Source organism: Ruegeria sp. HKCCD7628 (genome assembly GCF_057221005.1).
Window position 1 is genome coordinate 464013 of record NZ_JBWVBA010000001.1, and the last position, 16344, is coordinate 480356.

General features: G+C 59.8%; 17 protein-coding genes and 1 pseudogene. 11 read left to right on the forward strand and 7 right to left on the reverse strand.

Annotated elements, in window-relative coordinates:
* Window positions 1-1152 (reverse strand): FAD-dependent monooxygenase, encoded by a 1152-nt coding sequence (locus tag AC2TAD_RS02325; RefSeq protein ID WP_480865731.1) that lies wholly within the window; start codon window positions 1150-1152, stop codon window positions 1-3.
* 70 nt (window positions 1153-1222) lie between these two features.
* Window positions 1223-1645 carry an RNA polymerase-binding protein DksA gene (gene dksA, locus AC2TAD_RS02330; protein ID WP_170354457.1) on the reverse strand — a complete coding sequence of 141 codons (423 nt, stop codon included), beginning with the start codon at window positions 1643-1645 and terminating at the stop codon, window positions 1223-1225.
* 372 nt (window positions 1646-2017) lie between these two features.
* Between dksA and AC2TAD_RS02335 the strand changes: the two genes are divergently transcribed.
* From AC2TAD_RS02335 to AC2TAD_RS02355, 5 genes are all read left to right on the forward strand, one after another.
* Complete coding sequence (locus AC2TAD_RS02335; protein WP_353390247.1) at window positions 2018-2863, forward strand: AAA family ATPase; 846 nt, start codon at window positions 2018-2020, stop codon at window positions 2861-2863.
* A 97-nt stretch (window positions 2864-2960) separates the two neighbouring features.
* Window positions 2961-3410: an N-acetyltransferase family protein gene (locus tag AC2TAD_RS02340; RefSeq protein ID WP_480865732.1), complete on the forward strand. Its 450-nt coding sequence runs from the start codon at window positions 2961-2963 to the stop codon at window positions 3408-3410.
* Window positions 3407-4771, forward strand: a complete 1365-nt coding sequence (locus AC2TAD_RS02345) for a DUF2927 domain-containing protein (protein ID WP_480865733.1) — start codon at window positions 3407-3409, stop codon at window positions 4769-4771. The genes AC2TAD_RS02340 and AC2TAD_RS02345 overlap by 4 nt, the downstream gene beginning before the upstream one ends.
* A 3-nt stretch (window positions 4772-4774) precedes the next feature.
* Window positions 4775-4945: a hypothetical protein gene (locus AC2TAD_RS02350; RefSeq protein ID WP_353390253.1), complete on the forward strand. Its 171-nt coding sequence runs from the start codon at window positions 4775-4777 to the stop codon at window positions 4943-4945.
* A 2-nt stretch (window positions 4946-4947) separates the two neighbouring features.
* Complete coding sequence (locus AC2TAD_RS02355) at window positions 4948-6132, forward strand: vWA domain-containing protein (RefSeq protein ID WP_480865734.1); 1185 nt, start codon at window positions 4948-4950, stop codon at window positions 6130-6132.
* An 8-nt stretch (window positions 6133-6140) separates the two neighbouring features.
* Here the strand turns inward: AC2TAD_RS02355 and AC2TAD_RS02360 are convergent, their stop codons facing one another.
* Entirely contained in the window at window positions 6141-6605 is a 465-nt protein-coding gene (locus AC2TAD_RS02360) for a GFA family protein (RefSeq protein WP_480865735.1), read from the reverse strand.
* Window positions 6606-6713: 108 nt separating this feature from the next.
* Here AC2TAD_RS02360 and AC2TAD_RS02365 point away from each other — a divergent pair, with 108 nt between their 5' ends.
* Window positions 6714-7403 (forward strand): M48 family metallopeptidase, encoded by a 690-nt coding sequence (locus AC2TAD_RS02365; protein ID WP_480865736.1) that lies wholly within the window; start codon window positions 6714-6716, stop codon window positions 7401-7403.
* 71 nt (window positions 7404-7474) lie between these two features.
* On the opposite strand, the gene AC2TAD_RS02370 is transcribed toward AC2TAD_RS02365, so the two are convergent.
* From AC2TAD_RS02370 to AC2TAD_RS02385, 4 genes are read right to left on the reverse strand one after another with little or no spacing between them, the layout of a single operon-like run.
* Window positions 7475-8017 carry an RSP_2648 family PIN domain-containing protein gene (locus tag AC2TAD_RS02370; RefSeq protein ID WP_480865737.1) on the reverse strand — a complete coding sequence of 181 codons (543 nt, stop codon included), beginning with the start codon at window positions 8015-8017 and terminating at the stop codon, window positions 7475-7477.
* Window positions 8014-9216, reverse strand: coding sequence for an RSP_2647 family RNA methyltransferase (locus AC2TAD_RS02375; RefSeq protein WP_480865738.1), 1203 nt, complete (start codon window positions 9214-9216; stop codon window positions 8014-8016). The genes AC2TAD_RS02370 and AC2TAD_RS02375 overlap by 4 nt, the downstream gene beginning before the upstream one ends.
* A gap of 39 nt (window positions 9217-9255) precedes the next feature.
* A complete protein-coding gene (locus tag AC2TAD_RS02380) occupies window positions 9256-9525 on the reverse strand; it encodes a hypothetical protein (RefSeq protein ID WP_480865739.1) in 270 nt (89 codons plus the stop codon).
* Window positions 9512-12298 carry a [protein-PII] uridylyltransferase family protein gene (locus AC2TAD_RS02385; protein WP_480865740.1) on the reverse strand — a complete coding sequence of 929 codons (2787 nt, stop codon included), beginning with the start codon at window positions 12296-12298 and terminating at the stop codon, window positions 9512-9514. The genes AC2TAD_RS02380 and AC2TAD_RS02385 overlap by 14 nt, the downstream gene beginning before the upstream one ends.
* Window positions 12299-12486: 188 nt before the next feature.
* On the opposite strand from AC2TAD_RS02385, the gene AC2TAD_RS02390 reads away from it, so the two are divergent.
* The 5 genes and pseudogenes from AC2TAD_RS02390 (at window position 12487) to AC2TAD_RS02410 (ending at window position 16308) form a co-directional block, all read left to right on the forward strand.
* A complete protein-coding gene (locus AC2TAD_RS02390; RefSeq protein WP_480865741.1) occupies window positions 12487-12909 on the forward strand; it encodes a DUF2852 domain-containing protein in 423 nt (140 codons plus the stop codon).
* 67 nt (window positions 12910-12976) lie between these two features.
* Window positions 12977-13408, forward strand: coding sequence for an RDD family protein (locus AC2TAD_RS02395; protein WP_480866637.1), 432 nt, complete (start codon window positions 12977-12979; stop codon window positions 13406-13408).
* Between the two features lie 78 nt (window positions 13409-13486).
* A complete protein-coding gene (locus AC2TAD_RS02400) occupies window positions 13487-14311 on the forward strand; it encodes an arginyltransferase (RefSeq protein ID WP_170354469.1) in 825 nt (274 codons plus the stop codon).
* Window positions 14312-14317: 6 nt separating this feature from the next.
* A pseudogene (locus AC2TAD_RS02405) lies at window positions 14318-14706 on the forward strand (VOC family protein).
* Window positions 14707-14949: 243 nt separating this feature from the next.
* Window positions 14950-16308 (forward strand): dicarboxylate/amino acid:cation symporter, encoded by a 1359-nt coding sequence (locus AC2TAD_RS02410; RefSeq protein WP_480865742.1) that lies wholly within the window; start codon window positions 14950-14952, stop codon window positions 16306-16308.
* Window positions 16309-16344: the final 36 nt, after the last annotated feature.

Sequence of the window (16344 nt, forward strand, 5' to 3'; positions counted from 1 at the left end):
TCAAACGGTTGGGTCGTAGTTGTAGATCCAGTCGTATTTCTGCGTCAGGCGCGGACCTATCGCCGCCAGAACTGCTTGCGCGGCCAAACGCATCGGACCGCGCAAGTGAAAATTGCGTGCATTTGCGGATGCGGCAGCTACCACGTGCTGCGCGCGGCGTTGGCGCACGGATTCGTAGGCTACAAGGGCCTGCCTTACGCCCGATTGGTTGTCGAAAGAGCGTGCGAGAACCCAGGCATCCTCAAGCGCCAGACACGCTCCTTGCGCCATGAAGGGTAACGTCGGATGGGCCGCATCGCCCAACAGGGCCAAGCGTCCGTTCTGCCATCTCTCGGCCACCGGACGCAGGAACAGTGCCCACAGATGCGTTTCTTCGACCTTTGTCAGAATGTCTGTCACCGGCCCTCCAAAATCGGCAAACCTAGCGCGCAAGTCATTGGGATCGCCCTTTACACGCCAGCCTTCCTGCTGCCAGTCCGAGCGTTCTTCAATTGCTACGACGTTCATCAGGCGTTGGTCGCGCAGCGGATAGGTGACGATGTGCCGCCCCGGCCCCATTGTCAGTGAGGCTTGCGACTTCTCGACCTTATCCTCCCAAGGCACCGTCGCGCGCCAGGCGATCTGGTGGGTGAAGGCTGGGGCCTCGGGGCCGTTCAGGATCGGGCGAAGGGTGCTGCGTCCACCATCTGCGGCAATGGCACATTCGACGCGGAGGCGCTCTTCATCATCCAGCACGATCTCGACCTCGGACGGGTGTTTGCGAACCGTCTGCACTCGCGCGCCAAGGCGTATGTCGACACCTGCATCCTCGGACGCCCGTCGCAACAGCTCCAGCAAATCGGCGCGGTGATAGTAGAATGTCGGACCCGCCGCAGGGGCTGGGATGCGACTGATAACCCGACCCTTGCGATAGTCACGCAAAATAGTTCCGTGCGAGAGTTGCGCGGCTTCAGGCGGATCCCCCGCAACCCCCAAGGCGCGCAGAACGGACATCCCGTTGGCGCTGATCTGAAGGCCCGCTCCGACCTCGGTCAGTGCTGGGGCCTGCTCTAGCACCGTCACCTGCGCACCGCGCTGGCGCATGGCCAACGCCGCAGCAAGTCCGCCGATGCCGCCGCCAACCACGCAAAACTTCAAACCATTGATCTTCATAGCATTGCCTTAACGCAAAAACGCCGGAGCAACAGGCCCCGGCGTTTGAATTCTTGACATTTCAGGACGATCAATCGTCGCGGTGGACTTTTTCGCGACGCTCATGCCGTTCCTGCGCCTCGAGCGTCATGGTTGCGATCGGGCGCGCATCCAGACGCTTCAGCGAGATCGGGTCGCCTGTTTTTTCGCAGTAACCATACTCACCCTCATCGATCCGGCGCAGGGCCGAGTCGATTTTAGCCACCAGTTTGCGCTGACGGTCGCGCGTGCGCAGTTCCAACGCTCGATCGGTTTCCTCGCTTGCGCGGTCGGCAACGTCGGGGATGTTACGGGTGTTGTCCTGCAAACCTTCGATCGTGTCGCGGCTGCCTGCCAAAAGTTCGGTCTTCCAGTCCAACAGCTTGCGACGAAAATACTCAAGCTGCCTGTCGTTCATAAATGGCTCGTCTTCGGCTGGACGATAATCTTCGGGCAGAAATACTTCCTGCTTCATTTTTGCTCCCTCGGTGTGGCCTTCAACGCCGAGTGCACTCTCTTCACCAGACATGAGGCATTCCCTTCTGCGGAGCGTTTATCTGACGGCGCGGGGATTGTCACTATGCAAACGTAGCGCCGAACAAGTGTGATCATAAACAGTCTAAATATGAGACATCAAACAACAAAACCTTGTTTTTCTGTGAAAATTGGCGGGCCTTTTCAAGGCATCCCCCAAAATGCCGCAGGGTCTGTTAGCGCTCGAATCAACCAAAGGCATTGGACTCGCTGACCAATTTGGCGCGACGGCACTCAGCGACGCGGGTTGTAAAAATCCTCACTGCTCTGTAACCCAAAGACCACAGGCCGCGCGATACAGGATGAGGACCCCATGACCGCACGTTTTCAAGGCACAGCCGAATATGTTGCCACTGATGATTTGACCATCGCGGTGAATGCCGCGGTCACACTGGAGCGTCCGCTACTGGTCAAGGGCGAACCCGGCACCGGCAAAACCGAGCTGGCCAAACAGGTGGCTGGCGCGCTGGGTCTGAAGATGATCGAGTGGAACGTGAAATCCACCACCCGCGCGCAACAGGGCCTGTACGAATATGACGCCGTCAGCCGCTTGCGTGACAGCCAGTTGGGCGATGAGCGCGTGCATGACGTGTCAAACTATATCCGCAAGGGCAAGCTGTGGCAGGCGTTCGATGCCGACGAAAAGGTCGTGCTGCTGATTGATGAGATCGACAAGGCCGATATCGAATTTCCAAACGACCTGCTGCAAGAACTCGATAAGATGGAGTTCCACGTCTACGAAACTGGTGAGACGATCAAAGCCAAGAACCGGCCTATCGTGATCATCACCTCGAACAACGAAAAGGAACTGCCCGACGCCTTCCTGCGCCGGTGTTTCTTTCACTATATCCGTTTCCCCGATGAGACCACGATGCGCCGCATCGTCGAGGTTCATCACCCCGGCATCAAGGACGCGCTGCTGACCACCGCACTAACGCAGTTCTATGAAATCCGCGACACGCAGGGGCTGAAGAAAAAGCCCTCGACCTCGGAAGTACTGGACTGGTTGAAACTGCTTCTGGCCGAGGATCTGACCGCCGAGGATCTGAAACGCGACGGAGCGAATGCCCTACCCAAGCTTCACGGCGCGCTGCTTAAGAACGAACAGGATGTGCACTTGTTCGAACGTCTGGCTTTTATGGCGCGTAGCAAACGCTGATCATGGGGTGATCGGCCTTGCCATACGGCAAGCGGGCTGTCAGCATTGGTTAACGACGGCCCGAAGACCGGGCATCCGAGCAGATGGGACAAGCTGAGTGTCTGACACCCTTACGATCCGCGCCTTGCGGCCTGATGATCGCGCCCAATGGGCCGAACTATGGCGCGATTATCTGGCGTTCTATGAAACGACCGTTCCCGACGGCACCTATGACGCCACTTTTGCCCGCCTTTTGGGTGATGACCCGAACGATTTTTCCTGCTTTGTCGCCGAAAGCGCCGGACAGTTGGTCGGACTGACACACTACCTGTTCCACCGTCATGCGTGGAAGGAAGAGTCTGTCTGTTACCTGCAAGACCTGTTCGCAACCCCGGCATCACGCGGTACCGGCGTCGGCCGTGCGTTGATTCAGGCTGTATATGACGAAGCTGACCGTCAGGGCGCGCCCTCGGTCTATTGGCTGACGCAGGAGTTCAACCACACCGCGCGCAAGCTCTATGACCGTATCGGCAAGCAAACGCCCTTCATCCGGTATCAACGCCCATGATCAGGCTTGGTGCGATGGTGTTCGGATTGGCCCTTGCAGGCTGCACCACGGTCACCCCACCCGAACCGCCGACGCGCGTCAAACCAACCGAAGACATCCTGCCGCCGGCCAAGTCATTCGCGACCGCGCGCCCTACCCCGCCCACGCGATCCAACGTGAGTATCGCGCAGGATTTCGTGTCGCTTCACTTCGCGTTGGAAAGCGGCACTGCGCTGCCTGTCTTCACCCGGTTTGAAGAACCGGTAACCGTGCGCCTTAGGGGTCAGGTCACCCCTTCAATGCAACGCGATCTCCGACGCCTTCTGACCCGCTTACAGCGTGAAGCCGGGATCGATATCCGGCAAATCCAGGACGGCCCCGCCAATATCACCATCGAAGCCGTCAGCCAGGAACAAATCCAAAGCATCCTGCCCCAGGCAGCCTGTTTCGTGGTGCCCAATTCTTCGGACTTTGAGGAATACCGCCGGGATCGGCGGAAACAGAAAAGCAGTTGGCTCCGCCTGCGTAACCGGGAAAGACTGGGCATTTTCATCCCATTTGACGCGAGCCCACAGGAAAAACGCGACTGCCTGCACGAAGAGCTTGCGCAGGCTTTGGGCCCTTTGAACGACCTGTATCATCTACCGGATTCGATCTTTAACGACGACAACATACACACCGTTCTGACTGGGTTCGATATGCTGGTCCTGCGCGCGGCCTATGCGCCTGAGTTGCGCAGCGGCATGACCCGCGAAGAGGTCGAGGCCGTCATACCTGACGTGCTCAAACGTCTGAACCCGCGCGGTGAAAACGTGCCGGCGCAACCAACGACCCAGACCACGCGAGACTGGATTCGAGCCATCCAGAGTTCCCTCAACCCCAACCGCAGTGTTGACGCCAGACTACGCTCGGCCAGTCGCGCCGCCCGGATTGGCGCGGAACAAGGATGGACCGACCACCGTCGTGCCTATCCCTATTTCCTGATGGGTCGGATGGAACAGTTCGACAATCCGCAAAAAGCCTTGCGCGACTATGACACCGCCCTGCAATACCTCCGCGCGACACCAAACACAGAGATTCATCAGGCTTATATCACGACTCAACTTGGAACTTATGCATTGGCACAAGGCAGCGGACCGCAATTCCTGCCCGAATTGGACAAAGCCATCGACGTTATGACGCGCGCTGAAAACGCCTCGCAGCTGGCAACACTATTGCTGCTGAAATCCGAGGCTCTAAATCAGGCGGGACGCCCAACCGAAGCACGTTCCGTCAGGCTGGACAGTCTGGGGTGGGCACGCTACGGGTTTGGCTCGGAAACGGTGGTCCGGTCGCTGATGCAGGACGTTGCAGAGGCACCCGCGAATAACAGAGGCGGTTAACGCATGGTCGTAGTTCTGGGAATGGCATTACTGGGGGCGGTCCTAGGAGCGATGGCCGCGCGCAAGCGAAACGGCAGTGGTGCGGACATGGCACAATACGCCGCTGGCTATGGTATCGCCTTTTCGCTGGTGGGCCTTATCCTGTCATTGATCATCGTCAGACTGATTTCGTAGCCATGTTCCTTCCCTTCTTTGAAAACCTCCGCAAAGCCCGTATTCCAGTATCCCTGCGCGAATACCTGACCTTTCTGGAAGGCATGAAAAAGGGTCTGGCCACCTATGATGTCGAGGCGTTCTATTACCTCGCCCGTGTCTCGATGGTGAAGGACGAACGTAATATCGATAAGTTCGACCAAGCCTTCGCCGCCAGCTTCAAAGGTTTGGAAGAAATTAGCTTTGACCAGGTGATCGAGGCTGTGGACATCCCCGCCGAATGGCTGGCCAAGATGGCAGAAAAACACCTGTCCGAAGAAGAAAAGGCCGAGATTGAGGCCATGGGCGGGTTCGAGAAACTGATGGAGACGCTGCAAGAGCGGCTCAAGGATCAGGAAGGCCGCCATCAGGGTGGCAACAAATGGATCGGCACCGCCGGGACCTCGCCGTTCGGAGCGTATGGGTACAACCCCGAGGGCGTTCGCATCGGCCAGAAGGAAAGCCGTCACCAGCGCGCAGTCAAGGTCTGGGATAAGCGTGAATTCAAGAACTTAGATGACACAGTTGAACTGGGCACCCGCAACATCAAGGTCGCCCTGAAACGCCTGCGCCGCTGGGCCCGCGAGGGCGCGGCGGACGAGCTGGATCTGGACGGCACAATTCGCGCCACCGCCGAACACGGCTATCTGGACGTTAAAACCCGACCTGAGCGTCACAACGCGGTCAAAGTGCTGTTGTTTCTGGACGTAGGCGGATCAATGGACCCGCATATCAAGGTGGTCGAAGAGCTGTTTTCCGCCGCGCGGACCGAGTTCAAGCATCTGGAATATTACTATTTCCACAACTGCCTGTACGAAGGCGTCTGGCGCGACAATGCCCGTCGTTGGGATCAGCAGACCCCCACCCATGAAGTGCTGCGCACCTACGGCCCCGATTACAAGTGTATTTTCGTAGGCGATGCCTCCATGAGCCCCTATGAAATCGCCTACCCCGGCGGGGCGAATGAGCACTGGAACCAAGAGGCAGGTCAGGTCTGGCTGCAACGCGCACGAGATCAGTGGAATTCAAACGTGTGGATCAATCCGGTGCCCGAGAAATACTGGGACTACACCCATTCCATCAGCATGATCCGCGAGATTTTCGAGGACCGCATGGTGCCGATGACTCTGGCCGGGCTGGAGCAAGGGATGCGCGAACTGACGCGCTGAACCGGCTCTCAACTGCTTATTGGATCCCGGCCCGGAAGGGTCAGCACCCGCGTAAGGGGTAAAGTCAGGCCCAGATAGGTTGACACCGCGCCCGAGTATTTCGGGACATTATCCAACTGATCTTCGACCCGCGTGCCGTAATAGATGTCGCAATCGACCGGTGGCAGTTCCATCTGCTGCGCCGTTCGGGCCGGAACCACCGAGAGCGCGCCGAACAGATAAGCCAGCATCGGATCGCCACAAGATTTGCACAGACCGCGTGACAGAGGCGACGGGTTTTCGGTGTGAATCCATTTGATGGTTGACGGATCAGCAGGACGCGCCTGCCCCCGGCGCAGCAGCAAGGCATCCGCGTAGGGCGCCTGATAAACGGACTGGCATTTCGTGCAATGGCAGCGAAAACGAACACGGGGCGCGGCGGTGACGGTCACTTTGGTCTGACCGCAGGAACAGCATGTCTGGATCTGTGTCATGGCGCAGGTTAAACACGCCTCTCGCGACCGGTCAACGCGCCCTCACAGGCTGTTGCGCAGCGTCATTTTCCTGTTGCTTCGGCCTCTGCGCAGCCCCATATCTGATCTATGCTGCGCCTGACCCCAATCCTGTTGGCCATCGCCTATGCCGTCGTTATGTACCGGATTTCCGTGTGGCGTACCCATCGCGAATTAGACGCGAAGTCGACCGAGTTGGCGGACCCTGCGCTGAAACGCACGACCGATCGTTTGGCGGCGGCGCTCGAGATCGAGCGGGTTCCGGTCTACATCTACGAAATCGACCCTGTAAATGGGTTGGCCGCGCCGGACGGGCGGATTTTCATCACGCGGGGGTTTTATCGCAAGTTCCGCGATGGCGACGTCTCGGCCGAGGAAATGGCCAGCGTGATCGCGCATGAGCTTGGTCACGTGGCGCTGGGTCATGCGCGGCGGCGGATGATTGATTTTTCCGGTCAGAACGCGCTGCGGACGGCGCTGATCATGGTGTTGAACCGGTTCATTCCGTTCATTGGGGCGTGGATCGCGAATATGCTGGCGCATCTGCTGGCCTCGCGCCTGTCGCGCGGGGATGAGTATGAGGCGGATGAATATGCCGCCGCGCTGCTGACCAAGGCCGGGATTGGGATTGGGCCGCAGAAATCTCTGTTTCACAAGCTCGAAAAGCTGACCGAGCAGAGGGCGGGAGTTACGCCAGCTTGGTTAATGAGCCATCCCAAAACGGATGAGCGGATTGCGGCGTTGGAGGCGCTTGAACAGCGTTGGAAGGCGGGTGGATAGGTTGCGGCCGTGAGGGGCCAGCCCCTCACACACCCCGAGGTATTTTTAGCCAGATGAAGGGCGGATCGGATTTAAGTGGTGAGGGCTTTGCCCAGGCGTGGCAGACGAGCTTTTTTCATCAGCGCACGCAGGGTCCATTGGTCGCCTGAGAGGCGGTTGGCTTCTGCGAGAACACGGTCGGCCATCTTAGATATGCCTTCCGGATCGATGCGCCAAAAGCCGTGCAGCAGGTTATCGGGATCTTGGCGGTCCAACCCTTCTTCCGACAGGATGTTTCGGGGGAAGTCTTTCGCGTTCATAGTGACAATTACATCTGACGACGACGCTATGGCGATGGCCAGTACGTGAACATCAGCGGCATCGGGCAGCCAGAGGCGCTGCTCAAGACCTGGTTGTGCTTCACGCTCTGCTTTGGGCCATTGAGATTGAGTCAGGGCAATTTCGGCGCGGGCCTGTGACTCACCCGTGGAGCCCAGCTTTCGTGCAGCACGGGCCCATTCTTCGAGGATGCGCGCGGACCATATGGGTTCGAAATGACCCATCTTTGCCGCGCCCAACAGCATCGCTCGCATCACCGTGGGATAGATGACGCAGGTATCCAGAACCGCCCTCACACCCGGTAGAACACGGCTTTGAGGTATCCGCTTTCGGCCAGTTGCGGCAGTTGCAGGTGATCCGGCCCCGCAAAGCCCGTGTGGATCAGTTGCGCCTGCTGCCCGGTTCGGCCGATCCCTCGCGATGAGGCGTCGCGGAAACGGCCCAGATCGGCGGCGTGAGAACAGGAACACAGGCCAAGATAACCGCCCGGTTTGGCCAGCGGCGCGGCCAGACGCGCGATGCGCTCATAGGCGCGCAGCCCCGCGTCCAGCGCCTGTTTCGAGGGCGCGAAGGCGGGCGGGTCACATATGACCACGTCGTATTGCGCGCCCTCTTCGGCCAGTTGGGTCAAGACATCGAAGGCGTCGCCTTGCCGGGTTTGGAACCGGTCGGCAAAGCCCGAGGCTTGCGCGCCTTGGGCGGCCAATTCCAATGCGGCGGCTGAGCCATCGACGGACAGCGCCGACCCGGCTCCGCCAGCCAGCATCGCCAGACCGAACCCGCCCACGTGGCTGAACACATCCAGCACCTGTGCGCCGGGTTGGACCAGCCGGGCCGCGAAGGCGTGGTTGGGGCGTTGGTCGTAGAACAGCCCGGTTTTCTGGCCGCCGGTCAGGTCGGCCATATAGGTCGCGCCATTCATAGGCACCGGCAGCGGCGCATCGGGGGCCGTGCCGCGCAGGGTGAGGTTGGCATCGTCTAGCCCCTCAAGCCCGCGTGTCCGGCCCGAGGCGTTTTTCAGCACCGTGGTCACGCCGGTCACCGCGACCAGCGCGTCGGTCAGAGTGTCCAGATGCGCTTCGGCCCACGCCGCGTTGGGTTGGATGACGCAGGCGTCACCAAAGCGGTCGATGATCACACCGGGAAAGCCATCGGCTTCGGCGTGGATCAGACGGTAATAGGGCGCGTCGAACAGGCGCTCGCGCATGTCTAGCGCGCGGCGCAGGCGGGTTTCGAACCACGTGGCGTTTAACTCGGCATCCAGATCGCGGTCCAAAACGCGGCACATGATCTTGGACTCGGGGTTCACCGCCACCAGCGCGATGGGCGCGCGGTTTTCGTCTTCCAACACGGCCAAAGCCCCTGCCGGGATCTTACGGGTGCGGCGGTCTGTAACGACGTCATTGGCATAGACCCAAGGGAAGCCGTGGCGCAGTCCGCGCGCATTGGCTTTGGGTTTCAGGCGGATACGGGGGCGGTCGGCGGATTGGGTCATGCCGCTCCTCTTAGTGGCTCCGGCGCGCGGGGAAAAGCCCTAGCGATCGCGGGACCGCCAGCCGCCGCGGCGTTTGGGTTTTTGTGCTGCCTGCAATCCCTCGGTCAGCACCTGCGTCATCGGGTGATCCGCCTGCGCCGCGTAGATGGCGTGCAGATCGGTCAGCGCCTGCGTCTGATCCCGATCCGCAGGCAGGCTGAGTGCCCAGTCCAGAAAGATGCTTCGGCATTCGGGCAATGTGATGCCCTCCATGTTATATGCCTCGCGGATCAGGCCCTTGTGGTCATTGGGGTCGTCACTGCGCGCCATGAGTATCCTCCGAAATAACGCAGCCGATGATCCCGGCGGCGGTGTCGTAACTGTCCTGCAGCGCGGCCTGAAGCTGGTCGACCTTTTCAAACCCGGTGGCCCGGCACAGGAAGGCGGCACCGCCCTCGCCGATCTTGTCGGCCTCGATCACCTTGCCCGACAGCAGCCGGGCCGCGCATTGTACCGACCAGCATAGATCATAGCAGTCCTTCAGCGTTTGCGCCTGCGCGACATTCAGCAAGCCAGCAGCGACCGCGCCGTCCATCCCCGTGTGTACATCACGTTGAGGTAAACCGGACAGCAACGCGCCAGTCTCGGCCATCAGTTCGATATCCATCATCCGACCCGAGCCGTTCTTGGCATCCCAGATACCGGCCGGAGATTTGGCGGCGGCAAGTCTCGTGCGCATCTCGGCCACCTCGCGTAGCACCTTCGCGGTATCTCGGGGACGGGTCAGAAATTCGGCGCGGAAGGTTTCGATATCCTGCGCCAGATCAGCATTTCCAGCCACAACGCGGGCGCGGGTCAGGGCCAAGTGTTCCCAGACCCATGCTTCATTCTGCTGGTAGTTGGTGAAACTGGCCCAACTGGTCGCCACCGGCCCCTGATTGCCCGAAGGGCGCAGACGCATGTCGACCTCATAGAGCCGCCCCTGCGACATGGGCGCGGACAGGGCCGTAATCAAAGCCTGCGTGAACCGCGCGTAATAGGTGCGCGTGGCCAGCGGGCGCGGACCGTCGGACATGTCCTGATCCAGCGGGTCATAGATCACGATCATGTCCAGATCGGATTGCGAGTTGATCCGCCCTGCCCCGATCGACCCCATGCCCAGCACCACCGCCCCTCGTCCCGGTGCGGGCCCGTGTTTTCGGGCGAATTGTTCGGTCACGCAGGGAAAAAGCGCGGCGATCACGGCGCTAGCCAGATCGGCGTAGTGCTGCCCGGCCTGTGCGCCGTCGATCAGCCCGCGCAGGTGGTGAACACCGATGCGGAAATGCCATTCCTTGCACCAGCGGCGGGCGAAATCCAGCTGCGTCTCATAGTCTGCCTCTTGCGCCAGCGCCTGCTCCAGATCGGCGTGCAACACCGCTTGCCCGGGCCAGTCGTCAAAGAAACTGCCCCCGATCACCGCGTCAAAGACCGAAGCATTGCGCGACAGATGCCCCGCCAGCGCATGAGACGTGCCGACGATATCGACCAGCAGGTCGATCAGATGCGGGTTGGCCTCGAACAGGGAAAACAGTTGCACCCCCGCAGGCAGGCCCGACAGGAACCCGTCGAGCGCCAGCAGCGCTTCATCCGGTTTCGCGGTCTTGGCCAAACGCGCCAGCAATTCGGGTTTCAGCCGTTCGAATATCCGCGCGCCCCGTTGCGAGCGCAGCGCCGGATAGGTCGGCCAGCGCGCCATGACGCCTTCGTCAAAGCTAACCTCGGGGGTTGGCGCGGGGGCTACTGCTCCGGGCGCGAAGAACCCTTCGGTCAGTTCATGCACCTCGGTCAGGCGGCGGGTCAGGTCGGAGGTCAGCTCGGCGCTGTCGATCCCCATAAGGCAGGCGACACGTTCGATACCTTCCGCAGATTGCGGCACTTTGTGGGTCTGCGCATCGTGGATCATCTGGATGCGGTGTTCGACGTCGCGATGAGCACGGTAATGGTCGGTCAGCTTGTCGGCGACCTCCTGCGGCACCCAGCTTTTTTCGGCCAGCGCGGCCAGCCCCGGCACCGTACCGCGGACGCGCAGATCGGGGTCGCGCCCCCCGGCGATCAACTGGCGGGTCTGGGTGAAGAACTCGATCTCACGAATGCCGCCCTGCCCCAGCTTCATGTCGTGGCCCGGAATGGTCAGCGCACCGCCGGTTCCTTTGTTTTCGCGGATGCGCAGGCGCATGTCATGGGCGTCCTGAATGGCCGCAAAATCCAGATGCCGCCGCCAGACAAAGGGGCGCAGCGTGTCCAGAAACCGCTGCCCTGCTGCGATGTCCCCGGCACAGGGGCGCGCCTTGATATAAGCCGCGCGCTCCCACGTGCGGCCCAGGCTTTCGTAATACCGCTCGGCGGCCTCGGCGGCCATGCACACGGGCGTTACCCCGGGATCGGGGCGCAACCGCAGATCGGTGCGGAACACATAGCCATCGGCGGTTTTGTCGCTGAGCGTGGCGCAGAAATTCCGCGTGGCACGCACCATGCCATGGCGCGCCTCGTAGAAATCATCCGGGTCAAACCGGGTCTCATCGAACAGCACGATCAGGTCGATATCCGAGCTGTAATTCAGCTCATGCGCGCCCATCTTGCCCATGGCCAGAATGATCATCCCGGCGGCGGTTTCAACGTCGTCCTCGCTCATGCCCGGCAACTTGCCTCGCCGGATCAGCGCGGCGATCTCGGCCTTGGCCGCCACATCCGCCGCCAGCGCCCCGAAATCCGTCAGCGCAGCTGTCACTTTTTCTAAGGGCCACGCCCCCGCCACATCGGCCAGCGCGGTCAGCAGCGCCATCCGTCGTTTGCCCTGCCGCAACCCCGGTTTCAGCTGATCCGGCGGCAGCGCGCGGGCGGCTGCCATCACCTCAGCCAGCGCTTGATCGGGCTGCTGCAAGGCCCCGGCCAGCCAGTCTTTTTCCCGCTCGATCAACCCTTTGAGATACGGGCTAGAACCCGCGACACCCGCGATCAGCTCAGCCTGTTCAGGCGTCAGATCCGCAACCAGACCCTGTGTTTCATCACCCAACGCGGGATCGAACGGGCGCGGCATTCGCTGGATCGACAGAGCGGTCATGATGGGGCCTCCGGCGTGTTACTGTCCCCAAATGGCCTGATTTCAAAGGCTTGCACAAGTCCTAACTGCATCGCTGCGACACCCCCTTAAAGCCAATGTAAAACATTTTTACATACACCCCTTGCAACCTACCGCCCAACTCCCATCTATTCAATGTGAAAACAATTTACATCAACCCGGAGACCAAAATGACCGCACTATCCGACCCCGCCGTCCCTTCAAATCCGGGATGGCTGCACCGTATCGAGGCCTGGCTGGACGACAAGGGCAAAGGCGCCTGGATTGGCGCCATGGTCCTAGGTTTCATCTTTTTCTGGCCTGTGGGCCTGGCCCTTCTGGCCTATATGATCTGGAGCAAACGCATGTTCAGCAAATCCTGCAGCCGCCGCACATCCTGGAACAGCCACATGAGCGCGATGAAACCGTCGGGCAACAGCGCCTTTGATGCCTATAAGGCCGACACCCTGGCCCGGCTCGAGCGCGAACAACAGGATTTCGAAGCCTTCCTGCGCCGCCTGCGCGATGCCAAGGACAAGGCCGAGTTCGATCAATTCATGGACGAACGCGCCCGTGATAACCACGATGCAGACGAAAGCGACGCACGCGCCTGATCTGATCCTTGCCCTGCCCCGGTTTTCGGGACAGGGTGAACCCATTCAACGACGCGGATATCCCTATATGACTCATCTACCAGATCCAGATCGCCAACCGGAATTCTATCAATCGGTGGCGACCAAGCGCTTTGTCGCCTGGCTGTTCGATATCGCGCTGATATCGCTGCTTTGTATTGTTCCGATCTTCCTCACTCTGGGTGCGGGGTTGTTTTTCCTGCCTCTGATCTATGCCGTCATCAGCTTTGTCTACCGTGTCGTCACGATTGCGAACGGGTCGGCCACTTTGGGCATGCGTTTTATGGGAATCGAACTGCGTGATGCATTCGGCACACGGATGGACCTGGGCAAGGCTATCGCCCATACAGCGGGATATTTCGTGAGTATGGCGATCTTTGTGGTGCAGGTCATCTCGATCATCATGATGCTGACCAGTTCCCGCGGACAGGGCCTGACGGATTCCTTCCTTGGAACGGTGATGATCAACCAGCGCGCGTAATAGTAACCCTGTCGCGTGAATCACTTGGCGGCTCCGGGATCGATTGCTATCATCCCGGTCAGAAAACACGGGACTTTCATGCGACACACGCTGCCTATCGCGCCACAATTCTATGTGACGGCCCCACAGCCTTGCCCTTATCTTGAGGGCAGGATGGAGCGGAAGCTGTTCACAGCCCTACAGGGTGAAGGGGCAGATCAACTGAATAACTCGTTGTCGCAACAAGGGTTTCGCCGCTCGCAAAACGTCCTGTACCGGCCGTCATGTGCCGATTGCGCCGCTTGTCTGTCAGCCCGTATCGACGTATCCGCGTTTGCCCCCAGCAAAAGCCAAAAGCGCGCGGTAAAGCGAAACGCGTACCTGCAGCGCAAGGCCAATTCGCCTTGGGCCACCGATGAACAGTACGAGCTGTTTCGCCGCTATCTGGATACCCGCCATGCCGATGGAGGTATGGCCGATATGGACGTGTTCGAATTCGCCGCAATGATCGAGGAAACTCCGATCCGCAGCCGCGTTGTGGAATATGCGGACCCCGACACCGATAACCTGATCGCCGTCAGTCTGACCGATGTTCTGGATGACGGGCTTAGCATGGTCTACTCGTTCTATGACCCGCATCAACCGCAGAATTCCTTGGGCACCTATATGATCCTTGATCATATCGACATCGCGCGCGAGGCCGGACTGCCCTATGTTTATCTTGGATATTGGGTCCCTGGCAGCCCCAAGATGGGATATAAGGCCCGGTTTTCGGGGTTGGAGGCATATATTCAAGGTGAATGGGTCAAGGTCGGAAACCCGGCTGATCTTGCAGGATCGGGCCACCACCCTCTGTCGACCGCTCCGATTGCCGAACAAGTCGCGAATATTCAATTGCCTGACCGACACCCGACCAAAGGCTGAAGTCCCATGCGTCAGAGCCTGCATGCGGTGACCCTCGTAGTGCCAGACTACGATGCTGCGATCTCATTTTACACGCAGACCCTGAGCTTTACGCTCGAGCAGGACATTGATTTGGGTGATGGTAAACGTTGGGTGCGCGTGGCCCCCCCAACGCGCCCGAGGGGTCTTTGCTGCTGGCCAAAGCGGCTGACGCCGATCAAAACAAGGCCATAGGCAACCAAACCGGCGGACGTGTCGGCTTTTTCCTGGCAACGGATGATTTTCAACGCGACCACGCGGCCATGACGGCGGCTGGCGTGACGTTCGAGGAAACCCCGCGTCGTGAACCTTATGGAACCGTCGCGGTCTGGCGCGACCCGTTTGGAAATCGCTGGGATTTGATCGAGTTCAGCTAGCGCTTGTTCCAGCATTTTGACTGTCTCGGGGCAGATCCGTCAGAAAAGATGAACAATTATTAATCATCTAAATGGCGACTTCCCTACGCCCAGCGATTGAATCCTTACCCTACGTCACCAAGTAATCCTGACCCTCAGCCGTTCGACCCCGTTTAGATCCGCTCGGCTGGGCTTCAATGACATAGCCCGTGATGCAACAGGTTCCCGACCTGCGGGTTTGGCTTTGGTAAAGGGAGACGGACAATGACTCATGCTATTCGACGGCTGCTTGCGGCCAACCTGACGACGCAAATTCTAACGGCCCTTGCGCTTGGTTCAGCCCTTGGACTGGCCCTGAACTATTGGCACATACCGTTCCTTCAAGAACATCTGGTCAATGGCCTGTTCAGCATGGTCGGCCAGATGTTCCTGAACGCGCTGCAGATGCTGGTCGTACCGCTGGTGGTTTTTTCCCTACTGTGCGGCGTGGTTGGGATTGGTGATCTCAAGGTCTTGGGGCGTGTCGGAGGGCTGACTTTTGTGACCTATCTGGCGACCACGGCGCTGGCGGTGATGACGGCGCTTGTGTTTGCCAACATCATCAACCCCGGCATAGGATTTGACAGCCTGCATATGGCCAGCGCGGATGTGTCCGTCGCAACGCAGGATACCGCGTGGCAGATACTGGCAAACATCATCCCCAAGAACCCGGTTCAAGCGCTGGCCAATGGCGAAATGCTGCAGATCATCTTTTATGTGATCGTTGTCGGCATTGCGGTCCTGATGATCGGAAGCCGCGCCAAAGCCTTTGTCGAGGGCTGTACCTTCATGAACGAACTGGCGATGAAAATCGTCGAGATCGTGATGGCCTTCGCTCCGATCGGCGTCTTCTGTCTGATTGCCAAGACCTTTGCGCTGGAAGGGTTCGGCCTGTTTGCCCCGGTCATCGGATATCTAGCGACCATCAGCCTGACGCTTGTCTTCCACCTTTGCGTGACGTTGATGGTGCTGCTTTACGTCTGCACCGGCCTGAGCCCGCGTGCGTTTCTGCGCAAAATGCGTTCGGCACAGGTGTTTGCCTTCTCGACCTCAAGCTCAAACGCGACGATCCCGGCCTCGATGCAATGCGTGACCCAGCGCATCGGTGTAGACCGCTCGGTTGCCTCGTTCGGCATCCCGTTGGGCGCGACGATCAACATGGACGGCACCGCGATCATGCATGGGGTGGCGACGGTGTTCCTGGCCAATGCCTATGGGATTGATCTGGGGCTGGGTGGCTATATGACCATCATCTCGATCTCGGTTCTGGCCTCAATCGGCACTGCCGGAGTGCCTGGCGTGGGTATCGTGATGCTGGCCATGGTGTTGAATCAACTGGGAATGCCGCTGGACGGGATCGCCATCATCCTCGCCGTTGACCGGATCATCGACATGATGCGGACGGTGGTTAACATAACCGGCGACGCGGTTGTCACCACCATTGTCGCCCAGCGTGTCGACAAGCTGGACAGGGCGGTCTTCAATGACCCCGACGCCGGGACCCTGACCCCTGCCACGCTGGATATCGACCACGAGGCCGAAGCTGCTTTTGCGGAACTGACGCATCCCAAAGCCGAAGCCTGAACAAAAAAGACCGGAGGCCACAGGGCCTCCGGTCTG